Consider the following 26,903-nt stretch of genomic DNA (forward strand, 5'->3'; position numbering starts at 1 on the left):
CCATTTTCCCTGATGTTTTTTTTAGTGTCCATCACCCTTTTGGCCGTAGTAGGCATTTGGACCATGTTTACGGAGGTAGTGCTTGTCCATGATATAGCTTGGTGCTGGCTCCACCCGTGGATTGATTTGTTCGGTGTAGCGGTTCATCCGAGCCACTTCCTCAAGGACAACGCTATGGTAAACTGCCTGAGCAGGATCCTTGCCCCAGGTAAAAGGTCCATGGTTGCGAACAACAATTCCTGGAACAGCCACTGGATCGATGCCACGGCGCTCAAATTCCTCGATGATGACTGAACCTGTTTCTTTTTCATAGGCAGAGTTCACTTCCTCAGCCGTCAAAGAACGGGCACATGGTACTGGACCGTAGAAATAGTCCGCATGAGTGGTTCCATAGAATGGAATATCTCGACCTGCCTGAGCCCAACCAACTGCCTCTGTCGAATGTGTATGGACAACGGCATGGACATTTGGCCAAGCCTTGTAGAGTGCAACGTGAGTCGCCAAATCAGACGAAGGATTAAGGTCACCTTCTACCACATTTCCATCCAAGTCCGTAACGACCATATTTTCTGGGGACAATTTTTCATAGTCCACACCAGAAGGCTTGATGACAATGCGACCAAGTTCTCGACAGACTTCTGATACGTTGCCCCAAGTGAATTTAACAAGTCCGTGGGCAGGTAGGGCGATGTTAGCTTCATAAACCCGTTGGCGCATTTCCTGTAAATCTTTTGGCATTAGTTCAACCCCGCTTTCTCAATCAATGGATAGAGGAAATCTTGTGCCTCTTTGATAGCAGCTCGTGTTTCCTCAACTGTTTCGCAGTTTTCTGACCACATCTCAATCAAGAATGGACCTTGGTAGTTGGTCTTTTTCAAGACTGCAAACATATTGTCCCAGTCCACACAGCCCTGACCGAATGGGACATCACGGAATTGACCTTTGGAGTTTTCGGTTACCGCATAGGTATCTTTCAAGTGAAGGGCTGCAATAGAACGGTGTCCTAGGTAAAATTCGCTGTAAATGTCATTGTGCCAAGCAGATACGTTTCCAGTATCTGGATAGACAAAGAGATAAGGCGAGTCGATTTCTTTTTCAACGGCTAAGTATTTTTCAATGGAGTTGATAAATGGATCATCCATAATCTCAATAGCCAACATGACCTGAGCTTGTTCAGCCCAGTCGCAAGCCTGACGGAGATTCTTTATGAAACGCTCTCTAGTTTCAGGCGATTTTTCCTCATAGTAGACGTCATAGCCAGCCAACTGGATGACACGAACACCAAGGTCCTGAGCCAGTTCGATACACTGTTTCATGGTTTCCAAGGACTTAGCTTCAAGAGCAGGATCATTGGAGCCTAGCGGGTAGCGACGGTGACCAGAGAAACAAATGGTCGGAATACGGACACCTGTTTCATAGATAGCCTTGACCAGCTCCAAACGCTCTTCCTTGGTCCACTCCAAACGAGCCAAACGTGCATCGCTCTCATCCACCGACATTTCCACAAAGTCGAAACCTAATTCCTTGGCAAACTCCAAACGCTCCTTCCATGTGAAGTGCTTGGGTGTTGCCTTTTCATATATTCCGATTGGTCGTGCCATGGGTCTTACCCCCAGATACGACGGATTTCGTCTTTGAATTCACGCGCCGCAGCTGCTGGGTCTGCTGCTTCTGTGATACCGCGACCTGCGATAAAGGTGAAGACATCTACACCCTCAAACAATTTAAGCGTATCAACATCCAAACCACCTGTTACAGAAACACGGAAGCCCATTTCAACCAATTTTTTCACTTTATTGAGGTCTTTTTCACCCCAAGTTTCGCCAGCAAGGAGGGCGTCACGTGATTGGTGGTAGATAGCTTGTGAAATGCCCGCATCCAACCAGAGTTGAGCTTGTTCATAAGTCCAATCACCGTAAAGTTCGATTTGGATTTCGCCCTTGTCACCACGCACTTCCTTGATAGCCTTCAAAGCTGCTTCCATAGTTGGAATAGTTGCAGAACAGATACAAGTCATCCAGTCCGCACCACGAACGGCATTGTTTTTAGCAACCGTACCACCAGCATCCGCACACTTGGTATCCGCAACGATGATTTTGTCTGGGAAGAGGCTGCGCAGCACTTCTACCAATTCGCTACCAACTTGGAGCAAGCAAACTGTACCTGCTTCAATAACATCCACTTCATGACCAACGGAGACAGCAGCTTTAATCGCACCTTGCAAGTCTGAATGGTCAAGGGCAACCTGTAAATTTGGGATATGTTTTGTCATAATACTATTACCAAGAAGGAATAGAAGACTGAACAGTCTAGTGTCTCCAGACTGTCAGACCTTGCTACTCTACTTCAATTCCTTTCATTTTTGTCTATGTCAATTTCTTGTCGTCAGATTAGCTTTCCAAGTCTAAGCCTTCTAAGTATGGGCTATTTTTAGACTCTTCAACCATTGCCAATACTTCTTCTGGAGTTTTGCAAGCAATCAAACGCTCAATGGAATTTTCCAATTCGAAGAGAGCAATGATTTGAGGGATAGCTACTGAAGTATGGATTTTTGGATCTGTCGCTGCAAGTGTCAAGAGGACAGAAACTTCCTTACCATCTGAGAAGGCTACTGGTTTTGTCAAGGTAATCAAGGCAAAGGAATCTTTCAAGACACCGACACCTGCCTGGGCATGAGGCATAGCCATGCCTGGCATAAGGATGTAGTATGGACCGTATTCTTCGGTTGAAGCGATAATAGCATCGTAGTATTCCTCAGTCGCTGCACCGCTTTCAATCAAAGGCTCAACTGCCAAGTGAACAGCTTCCTGCCAAGTTTCTGCTGTCAAACCCAAGCGAATGGAATTATTTTCCGTAAATGATTTTTGTAAATTCATATTGTCTTCCTCTCTATGTGAAAGGGGATGAGAAGAAATCCCGTCCCCTATTCATTACAATACTTGACTTAGTTTTGTCTTGATTTCGTTGTCGTCCATGAGGTTGTCAAGACCAACCAAGTGACCTTTCGTGCGACCTTCCAACTCAGCAATCAAGTGATTGGATGCAACCACAATATCGTATCCTGCTGCCAAACCTTTTGCTTCACCTACTGAGCAAGAAGCTGATTGGAAATCTGTTACACCGAGTTGACGAAGAGCATTTTCCACCTTCATCTTAATGACCATAGATGAGCCCATACCATTTCCGCAGGCTGTTAACACTTTAACCATATCGTTTCTCCTGTTTTTATAAAATATATTTTGTTGTTTTACACTACTTAATAAATAACTCTCCAGTGAACTTCATCCTTCAACCACCTAGGAATCATCTCTAGACTAGAAAACCTAGTTGGACCAAGTATCCGTTTGATTTTCGAAGAGTGTTAGTCTGCTTGTGCCTCACCGCGATAATAAGCTTCCTTATCTTTTGCTTTCGCAAATTGAAGTTGCGGAATAGCCAATAAGAAGAGGCAGACAAGAACATAACCAGCAACACCAAGGTATTTGAAGGCATATCCAAATGGCAACCATGGGATTTCGAAGTCGATGTTTCCGTGGTAACCACCGCTCAATTCAAGCAAGCCAACGCAGACAGCTCCGAGTGCCACTTGAAGAACACCTGACACGAAGGATAGGATTGCTGCCGCTTTCCAACCACCGCGTTTATCAGCATAGACTGCAATAGCTGCATTATCAAAGAATACTGGAACGAAACCGGTGATGATGAGGATTGGACTCTTGAAGACAACCAATAGAACGATGGTAATCAATTGACCAACCAAACCGAAGGCAAAGCCTGAGAGAACGGCGTTAGATGAGCCGAAGCCATAAGAAGCTGCAACGTCTACCGCAGGGAAGGAACCTGGGAGCAACTTGCTAGAGATACCTTGGAAGGCATTTGTCAATTCTGCTACGAACATCCGTACACCTTGCATCAAGATGAAGAGATAAACTGAGAAGGTGAAGGCTGTTTGTAGAACATACATGAAGAAGTCTTGTTTGGCTGGGTTATATGGAGTACCTGATGTGATAACTTCTGGGTTAGCCATAATTTCTGGACCTAAGACGAAGAGGATTGCTCCGAAGAAGACCAGCATCAAGGTTGCAGATGCAACAACTGTATCATGGAAGATATTCAAGAAAGTTGGCAACTTCAAGTTGTCAAGATTGTCTTCTTTTTTGCCCAATTTAGGTGCAACCTTATCCACAAACCAGATTGCAAATTGTTGCTGGTGACCAATCGCAAATCCGCCACCACCTGTTAAGCGTTGGGTTGCTTCAACAGTCATGTTTGAGCTAACTGCCCAGTAAATACCACAAAGAATACCAATTGCTGCTGTTCCAAAATCGCTACGAAGAGCTGGAATCAAGAAGAGCAACATAAGGGAAATCGTTGTTGCTTGTTGGACCATGATGTGTCCAGTGATGAACAGAGTCCGTACTTTTGTGACCTTACGAAGTGCAACCAAGAGGATATTGACACCAAAACCGATCAAAAGAGCGGTTGTTGCTGCACTGACAAAATCAGGAAACTCTTCTGCAATTTTTGTGTTGGCTGCAGCCAATCCAAAGTAAGGATCGATAACCGCGGCATCGATTTGGAACTTGAAGTTCAGGGCTGCCAAGATAGGACGGAAGGTTGTTACCAAGCCACCAGCAGCCACGTTCAAAATCATGTAACCAACTGTCGCTTTGACAAAACCTGCAAAAACATCATGAGGCTTTTTCTTTAGAAGGGCATAGCCCACCAATACTAAAAGACCTACGAAGAAGGCTGGATTCTGCAGGATATTCTGTGAGAACCAGTTTAATGGGGTTTGAAGGAAATCCATTTTTCATTCTCCTTTTTTGAAATGATTTTTATGGTCTTATTATAAGTCTTGAAAGCGGAAACAAAAAGACCAAATAAAACACAGGCTTGTGTTCACTCTTGGACTATTTCCCGACTTTTCTAATTATTCTTTTTCAACTACTGAATATCCAAAGCAATTTCTTCTATATTCTGAAAACGGAAAAGAGGCTAGGAAACACAGGTTCCTGACCTCTCTTTAAACTAACTATTCTGTAAATTTCTTTCTTCGAGCGGTAACAGCTAGAACAAGTCCTGCCAAGCCTAAGTAGCCTAGACCTACTAAATCAAGTGGAGACTGGCGAGTACCTGTTTCTGGTAGTTTCTTCTCTGGGCTAGTAGTCTGGCTTTGTCCTGACGCAGGCCTATTTTCTTTCTTATCCGATGAGACTGGATTAGTTGGGAGGTTGTTTATCGGTAATGAACTGTTCTTAGGGGATAAAGGTTTCGCAGTGTCCCCCGCAGAAGGCTGTGAGACCTGTTCAGATACAGCAGGAAGTTGGCTTTGTGAATTAATTGGATTAGAAGTTATGACTGAACTTTCATCTGTTCCAGTTTCGCCAGTCAATTCTGGCTTATTTACTATTTCTGGTTGTGGAGCTGTCGGAAGAGGAGTAGAGTGTGGCTGATGATCAGTCACTGCCTCACCGATTTCCTCATCTATCCCTTGATTAGCCAGGCTGACCAGGTCAAAGCGGTAATAATTTTCTCCTGCTGCTACCTTATCGTAAGAGATATGATAAACTTGTGGGCTATTTCCCGAAGGTTCCGCAAAAGCTAGCCATGAAGGGGTTCCACCTTTATCAATCACTCCTTTTGAATAACTTTGACCAGGTTGAATGCTAAACTCAAAACTTTCAAGGAGTTTGCCGTCTAAGAACCATTCAATCTTATAACTTAAATCCGACTGCACCTCATTTCCCTTGTCTTTCAAAACAAGGGCAGCCATACCGTTTTCTATTCTTTTTATATCCTTACGAAAGAGATTAAATGAATGGATTGGAGGAGCAAGACTCTCAATCTCTGAGACAATCTCCAATTTCATTGAACTATCTGTCCAGCTACTATGATATAAGTCTAAATAAGAAAACAGTTCTGCAAATATTTCTTGAGATTCTTCTGTATATAAGCTACTATCCAATTGACTAGCGTTATGTAGGGTTTCGTACAACAAAACCTGCTGTTCATAAAAGGCTTTGGATTCTGCCTCTGTCATTTTATGGATAGGAAAATTAATATCATGCTTTACCTCAGTCCCAATCTTTTGATATTGGAACACCAGAGCATCCACCATCATTCCTTTGAGCAACTTGGAATTTTTTGCATAATTATATGGAATCGTCCGCTCACTAGCGGTCCCTGGCACCAGTTCATAACCAGCAAATCCCTTGGCCTTGACAACTAGATTCTCTCCTGGACTAACAGTCAGATAACCTTCTTCAAGTACACCCTCTTGTGTTCTATACTCAATAGGCACTCCAATCGCCTCTTCTGCAAAGGGAACACAGAGAATGGTAACACTGGTCTTACCAGCCTTGACTTCATCATAGGTTAGATTACCAGATCCAGATTTCGTACTAGTATAGCCTTCTGGAATGAAAGTTGCTAGGTCTTGACTACGACCTTCAAGAATCTCCTTTTGGGAAGTCTCTAAAATCTGACCTGTTATCGCATGGACAAGAGTCACCTGATAGGTCAAGGAAGCTGCCTCTATGGGCTTGTAGTAAAGTAATACTTCCTTCTGTCCTGACTGAATATCTTCATAACGAATAACCTCGCTAGTAGTTGTTAACCGATAGTAACCATCTATTTCTGGACCACTGACAAACTCAATCCCTCCTCCTTTTAATTCCTGATTTTTTGGAGTAGCAATATCCTGTAGACCTGTGTCCGTTTCAACTACATAGCGGACAGTATAGTTTAGGCTTGGCAGGGTATCAGAAAGTGGTTTGTAGTCCTTTCTCTGATAGGTGACCGTATCATGGATTGCAAAGGTGGCATTCAGGTCCTCGTAATGGTAGACCGTCTGGCCTGATTCTGAACTCACAAATTGATAGTCTAGATAGGCCTGACGAATATCAATAGTCTCACCTGGTTTCAACTGATAGGTGACTTCCTGTAAGCTTTCTTCATCACCAAGATTTTCACCTGTTTTCAGGCGATAATATACTGTCAAACTCCGACTAGCTTGCTCCTCTGCCTGTACGACTATCGGTTCCAAGCCTTCTAATCCTTCTGGAACCACTAAACCACCCAAAACAGTGAAAGCTGCCAACCCAATACCTAGTTTTGCCCATTTGGCAAGCTGCCCATGTTTACAATGTTCTTTCATTCTACATCCTCCTTGGTAGATCATTCTTTTTGGTGTTTATATGAACACAATATAGGATTATACTAAAAAAAAAGTGCACGCTGTCAAGAAATTATGTGCAATTTTAAAAAATATCTAGGTCTTTCACACCTTTCATTATTTTTTCATATTCTTACAAAACAACACCAGTTTATCAGTATTTCTATTCCTATGAAATCTTTTTATTTGTGCTACCTTATATTCCCAGACGCTAAGCATCTTTTACGTATTCAGACCAAAAGTAGAATAGGCAACCCTTCTAATTATTTTTTTCAACGATAGTCGGGTGCCAAAAACAATTTCGACTAAATTCTGAAATCAGAAAAGAGGCTAGGAAACTATCAGTTCCTAACCTCTTTGGAGGAAAGCATGCTATTCTTCTGATTTTTTATTTCTTCCTTGTGCAGCGACTGTCAAACCAAGTCCTGCAAGTCCGAGTCCTAGAAGTGCCAAATCGCTTTGTCGGTCACCCGTAATCGGCAGACTCACCTTGCTTGCAGCACTTGTCGCTTGTCCAGATGCTTGAGCAGTAGTAGAAAGACTCGGTTTTTCAGCCTCTTTCTTAGCCTCCATACTGCCTTTCACAACAATACGTGTTTCACTATCAACAACTGTTTCTGATAACAAGCTAGTAGCGACCACCTTGCCGTCAACCAAGACATCTTGATAAACCAAGACTCTCTTACCTGCCTTACCTTCTTGAAGCACATAAGATTGACCTTTTGCAAGAGTTGCATCATAACGAACTTCCTCTGCAATTGGAAGGACAGATTCTTCTGTACGTTCTTTCCTAGTAACGTCTAGGGTTGGTTTTTCTTCAGCAGTAGGTGCTGTATCTGGAACTTCTGTGATGGTATAAGGTAAACGAACCACTGTTGCTGTCAAAGGTGCAAGAACAACTGCGCTATCAGTCAATTCGACACCTACTAAATCAGACAATGCTTCTATTCCTGCCCGCTCACCATCGACCAGCACTTGACCCTGCAGTAAATCTTTGTAAATATCTGAAAGAACAAAACTACGTTCCTTACTGTCAGCATTGACAAAGACAGCATAGCGATCACCGTTGCTTGCAATGGTTTGATAGGCAATAACCACATCGTTTGTAGCAATACCATTTTGACCTGGAATTGAAATCAAGCTAACCATTTGATCGACTTGGTCTTTTGTTCCCAAACGGAAGGCATCTGTAGATTTGCGCAAGGCAATCAATCCTTTTGTAAAGGCCTGAGTACGGGTATTCTCTGGATAGAGAGTCTCATCTGTCGCTTTGGTCCAGTCAAACTTGTTGACCGCATCCGATGAATCATAAGAATCATGAATGTAGTATGGATAGTCAAATGGTGTACCATCAGCATTGGTCAACAAATGAGCTTTGTTTGGTACCTTGTCCTCTGTAACTGGCTCCTTGTAATCAGGATGGCGGAACTGTTTGGTCCGTCCATACTCCTGACCAGAATGAATGAACGGTGTCCCTTGAGCAGTCAAAACTAGCAAGTTACCCAAGCGTTGACGTTGGTGAATTTCAGTATAGTTTTCAGCAACTGACGGATCCTTCTTGATGGACTGAGCGATAATATCAAATAGGGTCAAGTTATCATGCGCAGCAATATACTGGATCACATCACCTGGATCATCTGCCAAGAAGTTGCCTGGTTGTGCCTTGATGTTATTGAAGACAGACTCAACACTCTTAGCACCGCCTGTGATAAAGGCTGGCTGACCTTCGTTTGGATAACCAGATTTAAGTGTGTTACGAATCTCATCTGAGAATACCGCAACAGTATCTGTTGAACTCATCCAGTCTTGGTCCGCTGGCTGAACAGGCTGATTGGCATCGCCTGTAAAGGTTCTCCATCCTTCACCAAGCATAATAATGTTTGGATTAAGTTTTTGAGCTTCAGTAAAGGCCAGCTCAATTGCTTCGGCATCATGGTCCCCCATCATATCGAAACGGAAACCATCTACCTTAAACTCATCCACAAGATACTTGATGGAATCAACTAAGACACGACGGCTCATGTAGTGAGTGGTTCCGAGACGACCTCCACCAAAGCTAGATTTAGCCGTACCATCTGCCTCCATGAAGTGATAATAGTTTGGCTCTAAGTCTTCAAATAAGAAGGTCTTAGAAGTGTGGTTATAGACCACATCCAAAATCACCCCCATGCCTTGTTTGTGGATTTCATTGACCAGGTTTTTGAATTCCTCGATGCGTTTCATTGGATCTGTCGGATCTGTAGAATACATACCTGTAAAGGCAAAGTAGCTCTGTGGATCATAGCCCCAGTTATAGTTACTGTTGCTTGATGCGTACTCGCTCATCCGCTCTGCATTTTTCAATTCATTGACAAAATAGTAGCTCATAACTGGTAGCAGTTGAATATGGGTCACACCCAGGTCTTTGAGGTAGCTGAGTCGCTCTGCAAAGGCCGCAAAGGTGCCAAACTGAGCTGTCAATTCATCAGAAATAGCAGGATCGGATGTGAAGTCACGGACATGAGCCTCATAGATAATAGCATCTTCACGCTGATTGAAGTTAGGAATTGTGGCATAGTCCAAACCACTTGGACCAACTTCTGATGGATCCACAATCGCAGCTTTTGCAATCCGATAAGATGGATCTGTATCTGCCAAATCACTATTCCACTCCGCTAAAGACTTAGCATATGGGTCCAAAACAAGAACAGCTTGATTCCCACGAGTGATTTCATAATGGTAGTAGTAACCACGATAGTCCGAGATACCAAGACCTGATTGACTGTTCAATTCAAGATCCCATTGTCCCTTATCGCCCTTGGTCATAGCCAATTTACCGACCACCTTAGACTGGTCATCCTTATCATAAAGAACAACTGCTACACTGTCTGCACTTGGAGACCAGAGAGTCATATCAACGACACTTCCAGCCTGACTCACACGCGCACCAAGCTCTCCATCATAAGCATATAGCTCATCCTTCAATTGCCAGCTCATAGTTGTTGTGAAGCTATCATTGCCATATTTGAGGGTATAGCCCGCATTTTCTTGGTTGAAATCCCCAAGGACTCGCACCTTGTTGCTTGTTGCATCCAAGACAAGGTCCGTCACAGCAACTGTCTGACCATTTTTATCTGTTACAGACAATTTCTCCAAGATGCTATCCTTATCAGCACCTTCCAGCGTTGTAAAGGCTGCTTCTAGAGCTGTTAGGCTAACATGAGAAACACCTGTTACACGGACATTATTGACAAAATAAGGGTTGGTGTAAATAGTCGCATCATCATCCTTAAGGAAGATTTGTGTCTGATTTTTCAAATCTGTAAAGCTATAATCTTTCTGTTGAATTTTCACATCATCTCCTGACTTGCTTTCATCCAATAGCAGGAAGCCAATGGAACTTGGTAAATCTGTCAATTTGACATCAATATAGGCACCGTACTTGCCTTGGTTTTCAAAATCAATACCATTTGGCCAGTCACCCAAGGTAACATCAGTCACATCTCCCCAGATCCAGAGACCTTTTTGGTCATAATTGCCATCGGTACGGAAGTAATTGATACGGAGGTAGCCTTCTTTAAGCGGTTGATAGAGGCTGAGTTGGTAGTTTTCATCAAACCAAGCTTCATTCATCTTGGTGCTAATCCGTTCAATGGTCTTGTCACCTGTGATGTTCTCACCAGAAGTGTTATTGATCAACAGACTAATCTTGCTGGCTGTTTCATCTTTCATCTTGATGTCCAGATAATAGCCATAGTCATCCTGTTTAGCCGTGCTGAAATTGGTTGCACCTGTTGGCCAAGCACCAAGATCTGACGATGGTTTTTCGACATCATCCCATGTCCATAAACCTAAGCTAGATAAATTATCAGATGGTAGAGTTTTAAAGTGAACACGGAAGTAGCCTGCTTCAATTGGTTCTTCAGTTGCTCCTTGCACACTGGCATTGACGATGTCACCTGCTTCTGTCTGAAGGAGCATGGTGCCACCTTGACCGATTGTTGGCAGTTCGACTTGAACAACCCATTTACCGTCTTTCTCGATAGCTTGGTAAGATTTTCCTGTGTAGGCATCTGTGACCACTACATCCTGACCAGATACTTCAAGCGCCATTTCCTTGTTCTCGGTATTGGTTGAGAAGACAAGATAGGCTGCTTGATCTTGGTAACTGCGTTTGCTGATAAGCCAACCTTGGCTATCATTTCCAGCAAGTGTGCTTGTATCACCACGTGAGAGCAATGTTGAATTGGCATTACGGAAGGCCAACAATTTCTGATAGTGGTCTGTGATGCCACTAGTCTCTACCTTACTCCAATCGAAATCGTACCGGTTGTCATAAACTGGCCAGTTGTTTTGTCCAGATTGCCCCACTTCTTCACCGTAGTAAATGACTGGCTGACCTTTAGCAGTAATCAAGAGACTGGCAGCCAATTTCAGTTTGTCCAGATTTCCCTCTTTTTCTGCACCACCGAGACTGTAAAGGAAACCATCTTCGTCATGACTGCCCAAGAATTGACCCAGAGAAGCTGCGCTAGTCAGAACCTTGCTACGTTCTTCTAGCTCTTTTCCAGCTGCTTTCAGTTGACCATTGACTAGATATTTGGCAATATCCTTGAAGCCAAAGTCCAACAAGCTATCCATAGTACCGATACCCAAGTCACCCTTGGTATCTTTATAGTTAGCTCCCCAAGTTTCCCCAATCAAGTGGAAGTCAGGGTCTCTATCCACTAATTCATTTTTGAAATGTTGCCATGTGGTATCATCAACGTGTTTGACTGTATCGACACGGAAAGCATAGATTGAATTACCCTTGGCAGTTGTTGAGCGTTCCAACCAAGATGCCTGCCAAGCAACCAACTGATTGCGAACAGCTGCTTCTTCTGTCTTGAAGTCAGGCAATCCTGCAAGCGAACCGAGCTGGTCATCTCCCTGCTTGTCTTCTTCCTTAGTCCGTACCAAACCTGCAAAGGTTTCTTCTGTACCATAGCCAGCATGGTTAAGTACCACGTCAACAACAATGTTTATACCTTTTTCCGCCGCGGCATCAATCAATTCGTGGAAATCAGCTAAACTTCCCAAATGCGGATTGAGTTTCTCAAAATTGGATGCCCAATAACCATGGTAAGCATAGTACTCTCCATCTGTTACGCTACCGACATTCTGTGGAATATTTTCAACAATCGGAGTCAACCAGATAGAGTCCACACCCAATTCTTTCAAGTAGTCCAGCTTGGCTGTCACTCCTTTGAAGTCTCCGCCTTGGTAAAGACCGCGTGGGTTGGAGGCTGTTCCTTCCACCAGCTTATCATTGCTGGTGTCTCCATTGTAGAAACGGTCTGTCATCATAAAGTAGATAACTTGCTCGTCCCAGTCTTTTTCACCATCTGCCTTGATACGCTCTGTAATGGTCACATCTAGGCTAGTTTCGTAGTAACCGTTGTCCTTGTCATAGACCTTTACAGGAAGACTATAGGTACCTGGCGCTGTGCTAGACGTCGCTTTAATGGTCACACGATTGAGCTCAGTAGAGATTGGCACAAGGCCTCCACCGATGGCACTTGTATCGACTTCCATTTTGACAATCTCAGCATTTTCAGGGTTGGTGACAGTTACAGATACCAAGCCGCTTTCATTGTAGTTGAATGGTGCTTTGCTACTAGCCTCAACAGTCACATTTTTTGTACCCGGAGTCGCCTTACTGGTATCGAGTTCTACTTTCTCTTCGATAAAATATGGATTGGTATAGAGTTTGTCGTCACCATTTCGAAGGAAAATTTGGCTATGCCGTTTACGATCTGCAAAGGCTAAATCAATGGTTTTATTGCCTGCAAGATCTGGATTGTTCTGATTGATTAGCAGAAATCCAAGCTTAGAATCTAAACCGTTCGAGAGGGGAATGTCAACATAAGCTCCGTATTTGCCAAGTTTAAAGTCAACGGCACCTGTTGGCCAGCCATCACTCGCTTCAGTCGTATCGCCCCAAGTCCATACGCCCCAACCTTCATAATTCTTGTCTTCACGTGTGTAATTGATGCGGAGAACATTTTCATCTTTGAGCGGCTCATAGCTAGACACGCTGTAGTTACTAGCGATCCAAGCCTCATTTTGTTCCGGAACAAGAAGCTCCACTTTTTGGTCTGACTCTGTTATTTTTTCTCCATTCTTGAGGACCAGATAGCCAATCGTTCCTGGTGTCTCAGATTTTTTAATATCAACGTAATGGCCGTAGTCATCTACCTGACTGCTTGAAAAATTCGCTGTATCCCTTGGCCATTGATTACCATCGGACGGCTCTGCCACTCCTCCCCAAGTCCAAAGTCCTTGGCTTTCTGGTGCTGTTTCATCTACATTTTCAAAGTGCAGACGAATGCTGCCTTCTTCGATAGGTGTTTCTGCTGCAGCTCTTTCTGCCACAGGTGTTGCAGTAGTTGCCAGTGGAGCAACTGATGCATTATCTACGGTTTCCGATACTCCAGTAGGACTTGTATTGGTTACAGTTGGTAGAGTTTCACTTGTCGATGCTCCTCCAGACTGTTCCGAAACATTGGTTATGGTAGTTTCCGCAGGAGTAGCCGCTTCCTCGGCATGAACTACTTGACCGACTCCAGACATCAGAAAAGCTGTCGCAATACCGACGGATGCAACGCCGACATTAAATTTACGAATGCTAAAAAATTGTTTTTTCTCAAACATTCCTCTTGATTTCATCTCACGAATAGATTTCTTTTTCATAGGCTCCTCCACGTAAATTGATTTTTATAGTATAAGTATATACAATCGCACCTAGTCTTTGCAAACGTTTTCTTAGCTGTTATCGGTAACAAAAATCATCAAAAAAAAAGAAACTACTATGGCGTAGTCTCTCGTTCAATCAATTCAGCACAGTCGAAATGGGCCAAGCTAGTCAAAGGTTTTCCATCCAGCATATCCATCAATCGCTTCACACTGATTGCTCCCATTTTTTGAATGGGTTGCTTCATGGTCGTCAACCTTGGATTTGAAATCCTATCGATAAAAAATCCGTCAAATCCAATCACGCCAACATCCTGAGGAATCGATTTTCCAATCGCTTGTAGCCCCCTTGTAATTCCCAGTGCTAGGCGGTCCGAAGCACAGACAAAACAAGTCTTATCTGGTAAATCGTCTAGATTTCTGATAAAGTCTTCTGCGACGCGAGAATGATTGGCCAAGCGATACAGGCGACTTTCTCGGTCTTTCATAGCCTTTTTATAGCCTTCTTCTCGCCTTTCTTCAAATGACTCTGGTAAATCAATGCCCACAAAGAAAACCTGTTCATATCCTTTTGATAGGGCAAATTCTGTCGCTAATCGAGTGGCTTCCTTGTTATCTGAGTCCACAAACGGTAACCCTTCACTATTCTCTCCAAATAATATGAGAGGTTTACCTAAGCCTTTTAACCATGAAAAATCTGACTTTCTGGCACCTGTGATAATATAGCCATCACACTGATCCGTCACTAACTTCGCATCGGTTACCAATTGCAAGGTATAATTTCGTTGATTCAATTCTGCTGCAATGCCTCGCAATAAATCGATATAATACGGCTCAACGACATCCATTTTTTCAAGGATGACCACCTGGACAATCAAGGTCCGTTGCTGGGCCAAGGCCTTGGCGACAACATTTGGCTTATAATTTAATTCTTCCATGGCTTTCGTCACCAACAGTCGCAATTCGCGTGTCACCTGCTCTGGATGATTGATGACACGCGACACCGTCATCTTTGAAACATTAGCTAACCTAGCTACATCTGCTAAAGTTGTCATCAGCCCCTCCTACTTTTCTTATTCATATTTTCTCAAATTTTGTGCAAACGTTTTCTCTGTTCTATTATATCCAATTCTAGTAAAAAATGCAAAAGTGTTTTGAAGGTTATAACATCTATTTCTTTAGGTATGAGAAAAACACCAGCATTGCCAGTGTTTTCCTTCTACAGTTCTTCTTTCTGAATCCGAGCCAAGAACTGCTTGGTTCGTTCTTCTTTTGGCTGGTCAAAAATATCTTCTGGTCGGCCTTCTTCAATAATTTGGCCTCCATCCATGAAAATCACACGGTCGGCTACTGCACGCGCAAAGCCCATCTCGTGTGTCACAACCACCATGGTCATGCCTTCTTTGGCCAACTGCATCATGACAGCCAAGACCTCACCGATTAACTCGGGGTCGAGAGCAGAGGTTGGTTCATCAAAATAGATGACCTCGGGACTAGTCGCAATGGCTCTGGCAATGCCGACCCGTTGCTGCTGACCGCCAGAGAGCTGGCTCGGATAAGAATCATATTTGTCCGACAGGCCAACCTTATCCAAGGCTGCCTTACCGATTCTTTCAGCCTCTTGCTTGGGCACTTTCCGAGCTACAATTAAGCCTTCCGTCACATTTTGCAGGGCAGTCTTATTGGCAAAGAGATTGTAGTTTTGAAAAACGAAGGCTGTTCGCTTGCGGATGGCTGCAATTTCCTTCTTTGTCATCTGAGCCAAGTCATAGCTGTCCTCACCGAAGACTAGGTGACCCGCGTCAGCTTTTTCCAAAAAGTTCAATGAACGAAGAAGGGTTGTTTTTCCAGAGCCAGATGGTCCCAAAATAACAACCACCTCTCCTGGATTGACCTCTACATCAATGCCTTTTAATACCTCTTGACCATTGAAGGCCAGCTTTACTCCATTTGCTTGAATCATCTGAACCTCCTAATAGACCGCCAACTTCTTCTCGCCATAGGTCTGAAGCTTAGTCAAAATAGTTGAAAAGAATAGATAAATGAGAGCAACTTCACAATAGAGGGCAAATGGCTCATAGGTCCTTGCCGCAATCTGCTGAGTCGCCATAAACATCTCCAAAACCGTGATATTGGCCGCTAAAGATGTATCCTTGACCAATCCAATCAAGGTATTCGATAAGGGTGGAAAGGCCACTCGAAAGGCCTGTGGGAGAATAATCCGACGCATGGTCTGGGCAAAACTCATCCCGACAGAATAGCCAGCCTCCAACTGCCCCTTAGGCACGGACTCAATAGAAGCCCGTATGGTTTCCGCAGCGTAGGCACCTGTATTGACAGAAAAAACCAAAACCGCCGACGGAAAAGCATCCAAGACAATTCCTAGACTTGGTAGCCCAAAGAATATCACATAGAGTTGAACCAAGAGTGGCGTCCCTCGAACAACCCAAATATAGAAACGAGCCACTTGTTTGAGAATGGGAATCTGAGCAATTTGCACCAAGGCTGTCCCAATAGCAATGATTAGACCAAAGATAAAAGACAAGATGGTCAATGGAATCGTCACCAATAATCCTGGGACAAGGATTTGCGTAAATGAATCAATTAATAATTGCCAAACTCTATCTGTCATCGTTTCTCCTATTTATTCTTTATTTGGCTTTAGATACATCCTCACCAAAGTATTTGTTTGAGATTTCAGCTAATTTTCCTTCACTAGCCAATTCTGCCAAGGCTGCATCAATCTCTTTCACAAGGTCTTCATTTCCTTTTGCAACTGGGAAGGCTGTTGTTGACACGTCATCCGTCAAGGTCACAACCTTAATCGGTGCATCAGCATGTTGTTTCACATAGTCTAAGTAAACCAAGTTGTCATTGATGGTAGCATCCACACGACCTGTGTTCAACAATTCAACTGCTTGAGAGAATCCATCCACACCAACAACTTCTGCACCATTTTCACGTGCCAAATCTGCCCAGTTACTTGTCAAGCTGTTGGCAGATTTTTTACCAGATAAATCTGCAAAACTTGTAATGTCAGTATTATCCTTCTGTGTTACCAAAGCTCCATAGATGTATGTATATGGTGTTGAAAAGTCGTACTTTTCCTTGCGTTCATCCGTAATACCAACCTGGTTGGCAACAGTATCAAAACGTGCTGCATCCAAACCTGCAATCATGGAATCCCATTCTGTTTCAACAAATTCCACCTTGACACCCAATTTCTCAGCAACGGCTTCGGCTACTTCTACATCATAACCGACCAATTTTCCGCTCTCATCATGATATGAGTAAGGAGCATAGGCACCTTCAGTACCGATTTGAATAAGGCCTTCTTCCTTAATTTGTGCCAAGAGGGTTTGGTCTGTGCTACTTGATGAGCTCGTTGATGTTGACGAACTGCAAGCTGCTAAGGTAAAAGCTGCTAGGGCTGTTGTTGCAAATAAAGCTAATTTTTTCATTATAAATACACTCTTTCTTTTTCAGATTTCTCAATCATAACACGAAATGAAGCGTATAACCAATATAAATTTTCTATCAAGGCTATTAAATTTTTTAATCAGGTCTTAGAAATAAAAAAAGGCCTAGAAGACCTTTTTTAAATAATTATACACCAGCTGGTGGGTAAATGTAGCTAACCGTTCCTTCACTGGTCGTTGTCGGATCAAAGAATCCACGTACATTACTTGGGTAATAAGTTCCTCCATAGTTTGATTCCTTAACTTGAATGTGACCGTTAGCTGCCACATCTGTTACATAGGCAACATGACCGTAGCCTCCATCTGTCCATACAGCAATAGCGCCAACTTTTGGAGTAGTTCCCACTTCATATCCAAGCGCTGCCGCACTAGCTGCCCAATCTCCACCATTACCCCAATAGTTTCCAACCCAAGGAGCCATTTCTTTGGCACCCCAAGTACACTGACCCGCTGGATAGGTATTAGCCGTATATTCCACAGCAACCTCTGACACCATATTGGTAGCCAAAGCAGCCTTTGCAGCGGCAGCAGCTTTCTCAGCCACAATTTTTTCTGCAGCAGCTTTGGCTGCTATTTTTGCAGCTTCAACCTTTTTTGTTAACGCTGATACTGTCGGACTATCGCTTATAACTGTGTCATCTGCACTGACATTCACCATTCCCGACCATAAAAGATTTCCTATGAGGGCTGTAAACAGTCCCAATTTGAATTGTTTTTTTATCATTTGATAACTCATAATATTTGATTCCTTCGTGTTTTTCTGCCCTATCTATCCTAAGGGATAATCCTTGCAGAGAGCTTAAAGAAATGTAACAAATATTACAGACAACTTGCAATCTCTTAACAATCACAGCGTTCTGACTTTTTGTCAAAAAAACGACCTCCAATACGGAAGTCGTTTCTTATTATTTACATTTATCTCGCTAGGATAGTCACTAGTTTGGTTACTTCACAACGATATTCACCAATTTAGTTGGCTCCAACAGTCTACGGATAGGCTGTTGGAGGTTGGAAATGGACAAACAAACGAGGCAATCGTTACTTGGTAACGATATTGACGAGTTTGTTTGGAACCGTAATCACCTTCACCACTGTTTGACCAGCGATTTCAGCTTGGACTTTTTCGTCTGCCAGAGCAACTTTTTCAAGTTCAGCTGGTGCTAGGTCTTTGGCTACGGTCAAGCGAGCTTTTACTTTACCCTTGATTTGGACAACGATTTCCACTTCGCTTTCCACTAGCTTGCTTTCGTCATATGTTGGCCATGCGACATAGCTGATTGACTGACTGGTGTTTGTCAAACCTTGCCATAACTCTTCTGCCAAGTGTGGTGCAAATGGGGCGATCAATTGGACAAATCCTTTGGCGTACTCGACATAGAGCGTGTCTTCCTTGTTTGCTGCGTTGACAAAAATCATGAGTTGAGCGATAGCTGTGTTGAATTTCAGGTCTTCAATATGCTCTGTCACCGTCTTCACAGTTTCATTGTAGACCTTATCAAGCGCTCCGCTATTTTCCGCCACAAGCTCCTTGGTCGTCAAGAGGCGATAAACACGGTCAAGGAACTTACGGCTGCCCTCGAGACCTTCTTCTGACCAAGCAATCGAAGCGTCAAGTGGGCCCATGAACATCTCGTAGACACGGAGGGTGTCCGCACCGAATTGCTCGACCACATCATCTGGGTTAACCACGTTTTTAAGAGACTTAGACATCTTAGCAGGTGCCTGCTCCAACTCTTCACCAGTTTCGATGTTGAAGAAAGAGCCATCGCGTTTTTCCACCTTGTCTGTCGCTACAAGGGCACCACGGTTGTCACGGTAGCTAGTCCCCAAAATCATCCCTTGGTTAAAGAGTTTTTGGAATGGCTCTTTGGTCGGTACAACGCCAAGGTCGTAAAGGAACTTATGCCAGAAACGAGCATAAAGCAGGTGAAGGACCGCGTGCTCGGCACCACCGATGTAGATGTCCACTGGCAACCATGCTTTGAGAAGCTCCTCGTCTGCCAATTTCTCATCGTTGTGTGGGTCGATATAGCGGAGGTAGTACCAGCTAGAGCCCGCCCATTGTGGCATGGTGTTGGTCTCACGGCGACCTTTTACGCCGTCTTCACGCACCACTTCCAACCAGTCTGTCAAGTTAGCTAGTGGTGACTCCCCTGTACCTGAAGGCTTGATGTCTGAAGTTTTTGGCAATACCAGAGGTAACTCATTTTCAGGGACTGCTGTGGAAGTACCGTCTTCCCAGTGGATGATTGGAATTGGCTCACCCCAATAACGCTGACGGCTGAAAAGCCAGTCACGGAGGCGGTAAGAAATTTTCTCCTGACCGAGACCATTTTCTTCCAACCAAGCCACCATTTTAGCAATAGCTTCTTCCTTGTTAAGACCATCTAGGAAATCAGAGTTGATGTGGGCACCATCTTCTGTGTAAGGTGCTTCTTCTACATTGCCACCTTCTAAAACTGGAATGATATCCAAACCAAATTGTTTAGCAAATTCCCAGTCACGCTCATCGTGGGCAGGAACAGCCATAATAGCACCTGTTCCGTAGCTCACAAGCACATAATCAGCAATCCAGATTGGAATTTCCTTGTTGTTCACAGGGTTGATAGCATAGGCACCTGTCCAAACACCTGTCTTGTCTTTGGCAAGGTCTGTACGGGCAAGGTCTGATTTGAGAGAAGCTTGGCGTTTGTACTCTGCCACAGCCTCTGCCTGCTCAGGCGATGTAATGCTATCCACCAAGTCATGCTCAGGGGCAAGGACAGCATAGGTCGCACCAAATAAGGTATCTGGACGAGTTGTGAAAACAGTGAAGTCCTTGTCTGTATCCTTGATCTTGAAGGTCACATTGGCACCCGTTGACTTACCAATCCAGTTGCGTTGCATATCCTTGATAGACTCTGGCCAATCAACTTCTTCCAAATCGTTAAGCAAACGCTCTGCATAGGCAGTGATTTTTAACATCCATTGACGCATTGGCTTGCGGACAACTGGGTAGCCACCACGCTCAGATGTTCCGTCAGGAAGGACCTCTTCGTTGGCGATAGCTGTTCCCAATTCTTCTACCCAGTTTACAGGCACTTCTGCCTCGTAGGCTAGGCCTTTTTCATACAACTTAGTGAAAATCCACTGGGTCCACTTGTAGTAGTTAGGGTCAGTCGTATTAACCTCACGGTCCCAGTCGTAAGAAAAGCCAAGGGCGTTAATCTGACGTTTGAAGTTAGCAATGTTTTCTGCTGTAAAATCAGCTGGGTCATTTCCCGTGTCCATAGCGTATTGCTCTGCTGGCAGACCAAAGGCATCCCACCCCATTGGGTGAAGGACGTTATAGCCTTGGGCACGCTTGTAACGGCTGAGAATATCTGTCGCAGTATAACCCTCTGGGTGACCAACGTGCAAGCCCGCACCAGACGGATAAGGGAACATATCTAGGGCATAAAAGTTTGGCTTATCTGCATCTGTTCCCGTTTTAAAAGTATGATTTTTTGCCCAAAATTCCTGCCATTTGGGCTCGATTTCCTTGTGATTGTAGAAGCTCATGTCATTTCTCCATGTCAATAAATTATCTTTACTATTATATCACGTTTTTAGGGAATTGGGAAAGACAAAAACAGCCAGTTTTCACTAGCTGTTTTCCCGTTTTTACCAAATAATCACGCGGTCTTCTTTGGCACGCCACATGCCGTCTCCTTCTTGAACACCGAAGGTTTCATGGAATTCATCGAAGTTTGGCAACTGGATGTTGGTGCGTAGGTGACCTGGTGCATGGACATCCACACTAGCCAACATCTGCATGAACTCAGGACGGGCCTTCATTCGCCAGATACGAGCAAAGTTGGTAAAGAATTCCTCTGCGGAGAAGTCATCCTCTGACTTGGCTGCTTCTAAGGCTGCTGCAATCCCACCAAGGTCGGCAATGTTTTCTGACACGGTCAATTTACCATTGATTTTGGCACCGTAGGAATCCTGACCTTCAAACTGGTCGATGACCTGCTGGGTACGGGCCTCAAAGGCAGCATAATCTTCCTCTGTCCACCAGTTATTAAGGCTACCATGCTCATCAAAGGAAGCACCGTTGGAGTCAAAGGCATGGGAAATCTCGTGGGCAATCACGGCACCGATACCTCCGTAGTTGGCTGATGAAGACTGCTCTAGCGAGTAGAATGGTGCCTGCAAAATCGCCGCTGGGAAGACAATCAAGTTTTTCTGTGGGTTATAGTAGGCATTGACCATGTGAGCTGGCATGCCCCATTCCTTAATGTCCACAGGCTTGTTCCACTTGCTCCAACCATGAGCAATGTCAATCTTGTTTAGTTCGATGGCATTTTCCACCAAGGACTTGCTTGGGTCAACAATCTTCTTATAATAACGCTCTGGCAAGGCTTCTGGGTAGCCGATGTAAGGCTTGATAACATTGAGTTTGACAATGGCCTTATCACGCGTTTCCTGAGCCAACCAGTCTGCCGTTTCCAAACGAGACTTGTAGACCTCAATCATCTTAGCGACTTTTGCTTCCACATCGGCCTTGGCTTCTGGTGAGAATTTTTCTCCAGCATACCAAAGACCGAGGGCTTGGTTAAAGTAACCTTGTGCCAGATTGTAGGCTGCTTTTTCTTGGTTTTGAGCCTGTGGTGTACCAGAAAGGGCACGGCTGTAGGCTCCTGCTAGAATACGAATTTCATCCGACAGGAAGGCTGTATAAGCCCCTGCTGCTTTCAATATCAAGGTCGCCTTCAAAAGCTCCCAATTATCCGCACTGTAAATTTCCTTAGCAGCCTGCCAGAAACGCTCCTCAGGCACGATAATCTTGTCTGGTGTTTGACCTAAAATCGCTGTGAAGAAAGCATCCAAAGGCAACTCTGGTGCCAAGGCAGTAAAATCTGCCCACTCATACGGATGATAGAGTTTGGCGTACTCAGAACCCTCTTCATTTGACAGGACATACTTGGCAATCTTAGCATCCAATTCCAAACGTTTATCTAGGAGGTCCTTGATTTCCTCATCGCTGAAACCGAATTTAGGCAAGAGAGCTTCTTGACTCTCTCTCCACATTTTGAGCAATTCGGCTCCTTTTTCATGGCCTTCTTCATAGTAGGTCGTATCTGGCAGGATAATGCCTAGAGAATCTGCCCACAGAACATTGGTTTGGGCATCCATAAAGTCAGGTGCCACACCAAAAGGCATGAGGTTTGGCTTGCCTGCCAATTCGTATTCTGCCAATTTGCTAGTAAATTCTTCGAAAGAGTTGAGAGCCTTGTACTCTGCAATCAAGGCCTGGGCAGGTTCTGCCCCCAAACGGTCACGGGTTTCATAGTCGGCTACTTGTTTGTGAAAGGCCACAAAGTTTTGCAAAACGCTATCTTCTGGAACATTTTCCCCCGCCAACCATTCGTTAGTCGTGTCAATCATGAGCTTTTCAATCTCATCCGCCAAATCAGAGAAACCACCTGTTCTTGGCTTATCGTCTGGAATCACGGCTGTTTTTGCCCATTCACCATTGACGTATTCGTAAAAATCATCTTGTAAACGTGTCATTGATTTTCTCCTTTGTCTTTCTTAATGACTATAATAACAAAAAATTCTGACAATTTCACTTATCAGATGACCGTGACCAAGTATTTTTTAAAATAATACTCGAACAAACCACAAGAAGGCTGACAACGGCACAGGTCCCTGACATGGTTAAATCCAGTTGATTGGCCACTAAAAAACCTAGCACAACCGTTAGAATAGCGATACCTTGCCCTAAAAGAAGCAATTGCCAAAAGGATTTGACCCAACGTAGGGCAGCCATACTTGGTGCCACCAAGAAAACAATAACAGTCATCGAGCCAATCGCTTCAAAGGCCAGAACAGTAGTTAAGGAAACTAGAATCAAAATGACCATTTCTAACATCCTTGTTCGTAAGCCAGACAAACGAGCATGGTTGCTGTCAAATAGGTACACTTGTAAACGATGGTAAGCCCAAGCAAAAAATAGAACGATAACCAACCAAGCCAAACTTGACTTGACCAGACTAACAGGGAATGACCAGGCTAGAACATCCATACGATGGAGCGGAGCAAAAAGTACTTCCCCCTGCAAAACCAGATCCACATCCAAGTGAACATTGCGAGCAAAAAGAGAAATAAGCAAAACCGCCACCGCAAAAAAGAAAGAAAAAACTAGACCTGTTGCGGCATCATGCGCTATCTTTCGACTATGCAGACGGTCAATGGCAAGAACCGATAATAACCCAAACAGACTGGCACCAACTATTAGCAACGGCGAATCCAAACTATGACTAATAAAAAATCCCAGAACAATCCCAAGCAAGACAGAATGCGATAGAGCATCTGCCAGCATCGATTGATTTTTCACAACCAGTATCGAGCCAAGCAAGCCACAAGAACTAGCAATAACCATCAAAATGAGTAATACTTCAAACACGACCATTCTCCTTTCTGACATAGGTAACATACACAAATGCAGACAGGGTCAGACCTGTCAGACAGACAATAATAGTCGGTCCGGTCGACAAGCCAGATACACTAGAGCTAATCCAGGTCCCTACAAAAGCCGACCCAATTGCAACGATTCCTGCCAGTAACAGACTCTTGTGATACGATTTTCCCAGCATCAAGCCAAAGACAGCTGGCGCAATCAAAAAACTACTCATTAAGATAGCTCCGACTAACTTTAATCCTACTGCAATTAGGCAAATCATCAAAAACATCGTCAACTGCTGTAAGTACTTTACACGAACACCAATAACCCTTGCAAAAGTTTGATCAAACAGATACAGCTTATAGTCTTGATAGAAGAAAGCAAACAATACCAAAGCCAATAGGGAAATGAGTCCGATGAGTATCACATCATCCAGCTGAATAAAGGCTGCCTGTCCAAATAGATAGGTTTGCAATCCAGCCTGGGAAGACCCTGCAAAGGCTTCATTTCCCTGAATAGCATTTTTCAAGACCATTCCCAAACCAAAGAAAGAAGCAGACACCAATGAAAGGGCATTGACTAGACTGTGACCACCTTTTCGACGCAGCCAATGGACAAGTGCATAAGAAAGATAGCCTGACAACACTGCTCCTAACAGCAAGTAGAGAGGATGTCGCGACTGAAAAATCATGAAAGAGACAATCACTCCAGGATAAGAAGCATGCCCAAGAGCATCCCCAAGCAAACTCTGTTTAGTAAGAACAGATATACTTCCGATAGTGCTGGCTGCTACAGCTAGGCTGACGGTCCCTAAAGCAACTGTCCAGAAAGAATACTCTTTGAAAACCTCAAACATGACTGCCTCCTTTGGCATTTCCTAAAAACAGCCCATTTCCTATGCCGTAGGTCGCCTGATAATTCTCACTTGTCAAAGTCTCATCCATCGGACCAGAGTCAATCACATGCTTATGAAGCCAGACAAGGTGATCAAAGTAGGCATCCAGCGTCGTTAAGTCATGATGAATGACAATGGAAGTTTTCCCTTCACATTGGAACTCCTTGAGCATATCCATGATCATGATTTCTGTTGCCTGATCAATCCCTGCTAGAGGCTCATCCATAAGATACAATTCTGCTTCCTGTGCCAGGGCTCTGGCTAGAAAGACCCGCTGACGCTGCCCACCTGAAAGCTGATCAATCTGACGATGGCGTAAATCCGCAATTTTTAACCGTTCTAGAGCCTGCTCAACAATCTGTCTATCAGCCTTAGTCGGTCTTCTAAATATCCCCTTACTATGAGCGAAGCGTCCCATCAGAACAATTTCAAAGACTGTTGCAGGAAATTGCCAGTTTACTTGACTGGATTGGGGAATATAGGCTACTTTTTGAGCAATCAACCTCTCTAGACCTGCCTCCTGACCAAGCAAGCGAACCTGTCCTGTGTCAGGTTTTTCCAACCCCAAAATGACCTTGAATAGACTGGACTTCCCAGCACCATTTGGTCCAACAATAGCCGTCCGACTCCCTCTGGGAATCACCAAATTGACATCTTCTAAAGCCATGGTCTGGCTGGCTGAATATGCTAAATTGACATCTTTTAATTCAATGATTGCTGACATATTTCCTCCTATTTTTAAAAATGATATACCTCATTCATACTCAATGAAAATCAAAATCAGACCAACCTACCAAGCTGAGAAAGTCGATAAGATTAAGATACCGTACCAACAAATTGCTGGCAAACCCTATACATCGCTTATTTCAACACATAAGTGCATGAATTTGATTTTCGTAGAGCACCAATGCTTCCTTCAATCGTATGTTTATAAACCTGTTAAAAATGGTCCAAAAACGGAAAGAACTCGACCTAGACCGAGTCCTTTTTACTACTCATTTGAAATCCCTATTCACGCACAGACTACTGATGCTGTGAACCAAGATTATCGAGGTCTACAAACAGCATTTCTAGTCAAGGACCTCAATAACTGGTGTGATTTGCTACTAACGCCTATCCTCCCCCAAGCGTTGTCACCTCCTATAGAAAGAGTCCTATACTGCTTGTGCTCGAAACAATTGATTATCCCTCATATTGGTACCTATCAACTCTATCTTCGGTAATATCTCTAGTCTTCATTGAATAGTAAGTCCGTTCGACCTCTACTATTTCAGATATTTAACCATCAATGTAACATTATGTTTGTACATGTCGATAAAGGTATCCCCTTCTTCACCTTCTGGTGCCAAAGAATCTGAGAATAACTCCTTACCTTCGCCAGTAACAACTTCAACCTGACCGCCTTTGGCTTTTACTGCCTCTTGCAATTTCTCCATGCGTTCTGGATTAGTTGTAGACTCTGTAAAGATAGCCTTGATATTATGGTCAATGATTAGGTTAACTGTCTCAATCATGTCACTGTTAGCCACTTCTGAGTCGGTGCTCACGCCTTGAGGAGCATAGAGAGTGAAGTCATAACTAGCAGCAAAGTAATTAAAGGCATCATGCGGCGTTACCAAATAGCGACTTTCTTTTGGAATCACACTTAATTCTTTTTCTACCCAGGCATGCAAATCATCTAGCTGCGCCTGGTATTTTTCTGTATTCTTCTGAATCAGCTCTGCTTTTTCCGGAAGAAGCTTTTGTAACTCCTCTGAAGCCACCGCTACCGCTGATTGATAGAGCGGAATAGAAAACCAGAAGTGAGGGTCCACAATCTGCTCGCCGTCCTCATCCATCGTATTCAAGTCTTTTGCATTAAAGTTTTTAGAAACAGCTACTCCAGTCTTCTCCAAAGCTTCAACCATTTTACCTTCAAAGTGCAAACCGTGGTAGAGAACAAGGTCAGCCTTTTGTAATTTTGATAAATCACTAGATTTGGCTACGTACAAATGAGGGTCTTCTCCTGCTGGAATCAGCAAATCACGTTCCACCTCATCGCCTGCCAGCTGGTAGACCATATCATTGAGGAAAGAGGTTGTGACAGCCACTCGTGGCTTACTAGAGCCTTCTGTGGTTTGCGATGGACGACAAGCTCCTAGTCCTATTAGGGACAATAGCAGAGCAAAACTAAGAAGTAGTTTTTTCATAGTAGGTTCTCCTTTTAATTTTGTT

At 43.8% G+C, this 26,903-nt stretch carries 19 protein-coding genes; all 19 read right to left on the bottom strand.

The features are described 5' to 3' along the window. Positions 1–21: 21 nt before the first annotated feature. On the bottom strand, positions 22–738 hold the full coding sequence (locus ODU55_RS00835; RefSeq protein ID WP_398581559.1) for an L-ribulose-5-phosphate 4-epimerase: 717 nt from the start codon (positions 736–738) through the stop codon (positions 22–24). Then, positions 738–1,601, bottom strand: coding sequence for an L-ribulose-5-phosphate 3-epimerase (locus ODU55_RS00840; protein WP_024401059.1), 864 nt, complete (start codon positions 1,599–1,601; stop codon positions 738–740). The genes ODU55_RS00835 and ODU55_RS00840 overlap by 1 nt, the downstream gene beginning before the upstream one ends. A 5-nt stretch (positions 1,602–1,606) precedes the next feature. Beyond that, positions 1,607–2,272, bottom strand: a complete 666-nt coding sequence (locus ODU55_RS00845; protein ID WP_029187125.1) for a 3-keto-L-gulonate-6-phosphate decarboxylase UlaD — start codon at positions 2,270–2,272, stop codon at positions 1,607–1,609. A gap of 118 nt (positions 2,273–2,390) precedes the next feature. Then, positions 2,391–2,876 (bottom strand): PTS sugar transporter subunit IIA, encoded by a 486-nt coding sequence (locus ODU55_RS00850; protein WP_222376415.1) that lies wholly within the window; start codon positions 2,874–2,876, stop codon positions 2,391–2,393. 54 nt (positions 2,877–2,930) lie between these two features. Next, on the bottom strand, positions 2,931–3,209 hold the full coding sequence (locus ODU55_RS00855; RefSeq protein ID WP_002939872.1) for a PTS sugar transporter subunit IIB: 279 nt from the start codon (positions 3,207–3,209) through the stop codon (positions 2,931–2,933). A gap of 152 nt (positions 3,210–3,361) precedes the next feature. Next, positions 3,362–4,810 carry a PTS ascorbate transporter subunit IIC gene (locus ODU55_RS00860; RefSeq protein ID WP_398581560.1) on the bottom strand — a complete coding sequence of 483 codons (1,449 nt, stop codon included), beginning with the start codon at positions 4,808–4,810 and terminating at the stop codon, positions 3,362–3,364. Between the two features lie 225 nt (positions 4,811–5,035). Beyond that, complete coding sequence (locus ODU55_RS00865) at positions 5,036–7,159, bottom strand: hypothetical protein (protein WP_398581561.1); 2,124 nt, start codon at positions 7,157–7,159, stop codon at positions 5,036–5,038. Positions 7,160–7,549: 390 nt separating this feature from the next. Next, positions 7,550–13,888, bottom strand: a complete 6,339-nt coding sequence (locus tag ODU55_RS00870) for a pullulanase (protein ID WP_398581562.1) — start codon at positions 13,886–13,888, stop codon at positions 7,550–7,552. A gap of 116 nt (positions 13,889–14,004) precedes the next feature. Further along, entirely contained in the window at positions 14,005–14,943 is a 939-nt protein-coding gene (locus ODU55_RS00875; protein WP_398581563.1) for a LacI family DNA-binding transcriptional regulator, read from the bottom strand. 164 nt (positions 14,944–15,107) lie between these two features. Next, positions 15,108–15,851, bottom strand: coding sequence for an amino acid ABC transporter ATP-binding protein (locus ODU55_RS00880; protein WP_398581564.1), 744 nt, complete (start codon positions 15,849–15,851; stop codon positions 15,108–15,110). 9 nt (positions 15,852–15,860) lie between these two features. Then, positions 15,861–16,520, bottom strand: coding sequence for an amino acid ABC transporter permease (locus tag ODU55_RS00885; protein ID WP_398581565.1), 660 nt, complete (start codon positions 16,518–16,520; stop codon positions 15,861–15,863). A gap of 19 nt (positions 16,521–16,539) precedes the next feature. Further along, positions 16,540–17,349: an amino acid ABC transporter substrate-binding protein gene (locus tag ODU55_RS00890; RefSeq protein WP_398581566.1), complete on the bottom strand. Its 810-nt coding sequence runs from the start codon at positions 17,347–17,349 to the stop codon at positions 16,540–16,542. A 145-nt stretch (positions 17,350–17,494) separates the two neighbouring features. Beyond that, complete coding sequence (locus tag ODU55_RS00895; protein WP_398581567.1) at positions 17,495–18,103, bottom strand: CHAP domain-containing protein; 609 nt, start codon at positions 18,101–18,103, stop codon at positions 17,495–17,497. 302 nt (positions 18,104–18,405) lie between these two features. After that, complete coding sequence (gene leuS, locus ODU55_RS00900; RefSeq protein WP_398581568.1) at positions 18,406–20,907, bottom strand: leucine--tRNA ligase; 2,502 nt, start codon at positions 20,905–20,907, stop codon at positions 18,406–18,408. A gap of 102 nt (positions 20,908–21,009) precedes the next feature. Continuing rightward, on the bottom strand, positions 21,010–22,902 hold the full coding sequence (locus tag ODU55_RS00905; protein ID WP_398581569.1) for a M13 family metallopeptidase: 1,893 nt from the start codon (positions 22,900–22,902) through the stop codon (positions 21,010–21,012). Positions 22,903–22,957: 55 nt separating this feature from the next. Next, positions 22,958–23,797, bottom strand: coding sequence for a metal ABC transporter permease (locus tag ODU55_RS00910; protein WP_044772022.1), 840 nt, complete (start codon positions 23,795–23,797; stop codon positions 22,958–22,960). Then, positions 23,790–24,650 (bottom strand): metal ABC transporter permease, encoded by an 861-nt coding sequence (locus ODU55_RS00915; protein WP_024384325.1) that lies wholly within the window; start codon positions 24,648–24,650, stop codon positions 23,790–23,792. The genes ODU55_RS00910 and ODU55_RS00915 overlap by 8 nt, the downstream gene beginning before the upstream one ends. Then, positions 24,643–25,413, bottom strand: coding sequence for a metal ABC transporter ATP-binding protein (locus ODU55_RS00920; RefSeq protein WP_398581570.1), 771 nt, complete (start codon positions 25,411–25,413; stop codon positions 24,643–24,645). The genes ODU55_RS00915 and ODU55_RS00920 overlap by 8 nt, the downstream gene beginning before the upstream one ends. Before the next feature lie 541 nt (positions 25,414–25,954). Beyond that, entirely contained in the window at positions 25,955–26,878 is a 924-nt protein-coding gene (locus ODU55_RS00925) for a metal ABC transporter solute-binding protein, Zn/Mn family (RefSeq protein ID WP_398581571.1), read from the bottom strand. Between the last annotated feature and the right edge of the window lie 25 nt (positions 26,879–26,903).

Source organism: Streptococcus sp. 2022WUSS037 (genome assembly GCF_044427225.1).
Classification (GTDB): Bacteria; Bacillota; Bacilli; order Lactobacillales; family Streptococcaceae; genus Streptococcus.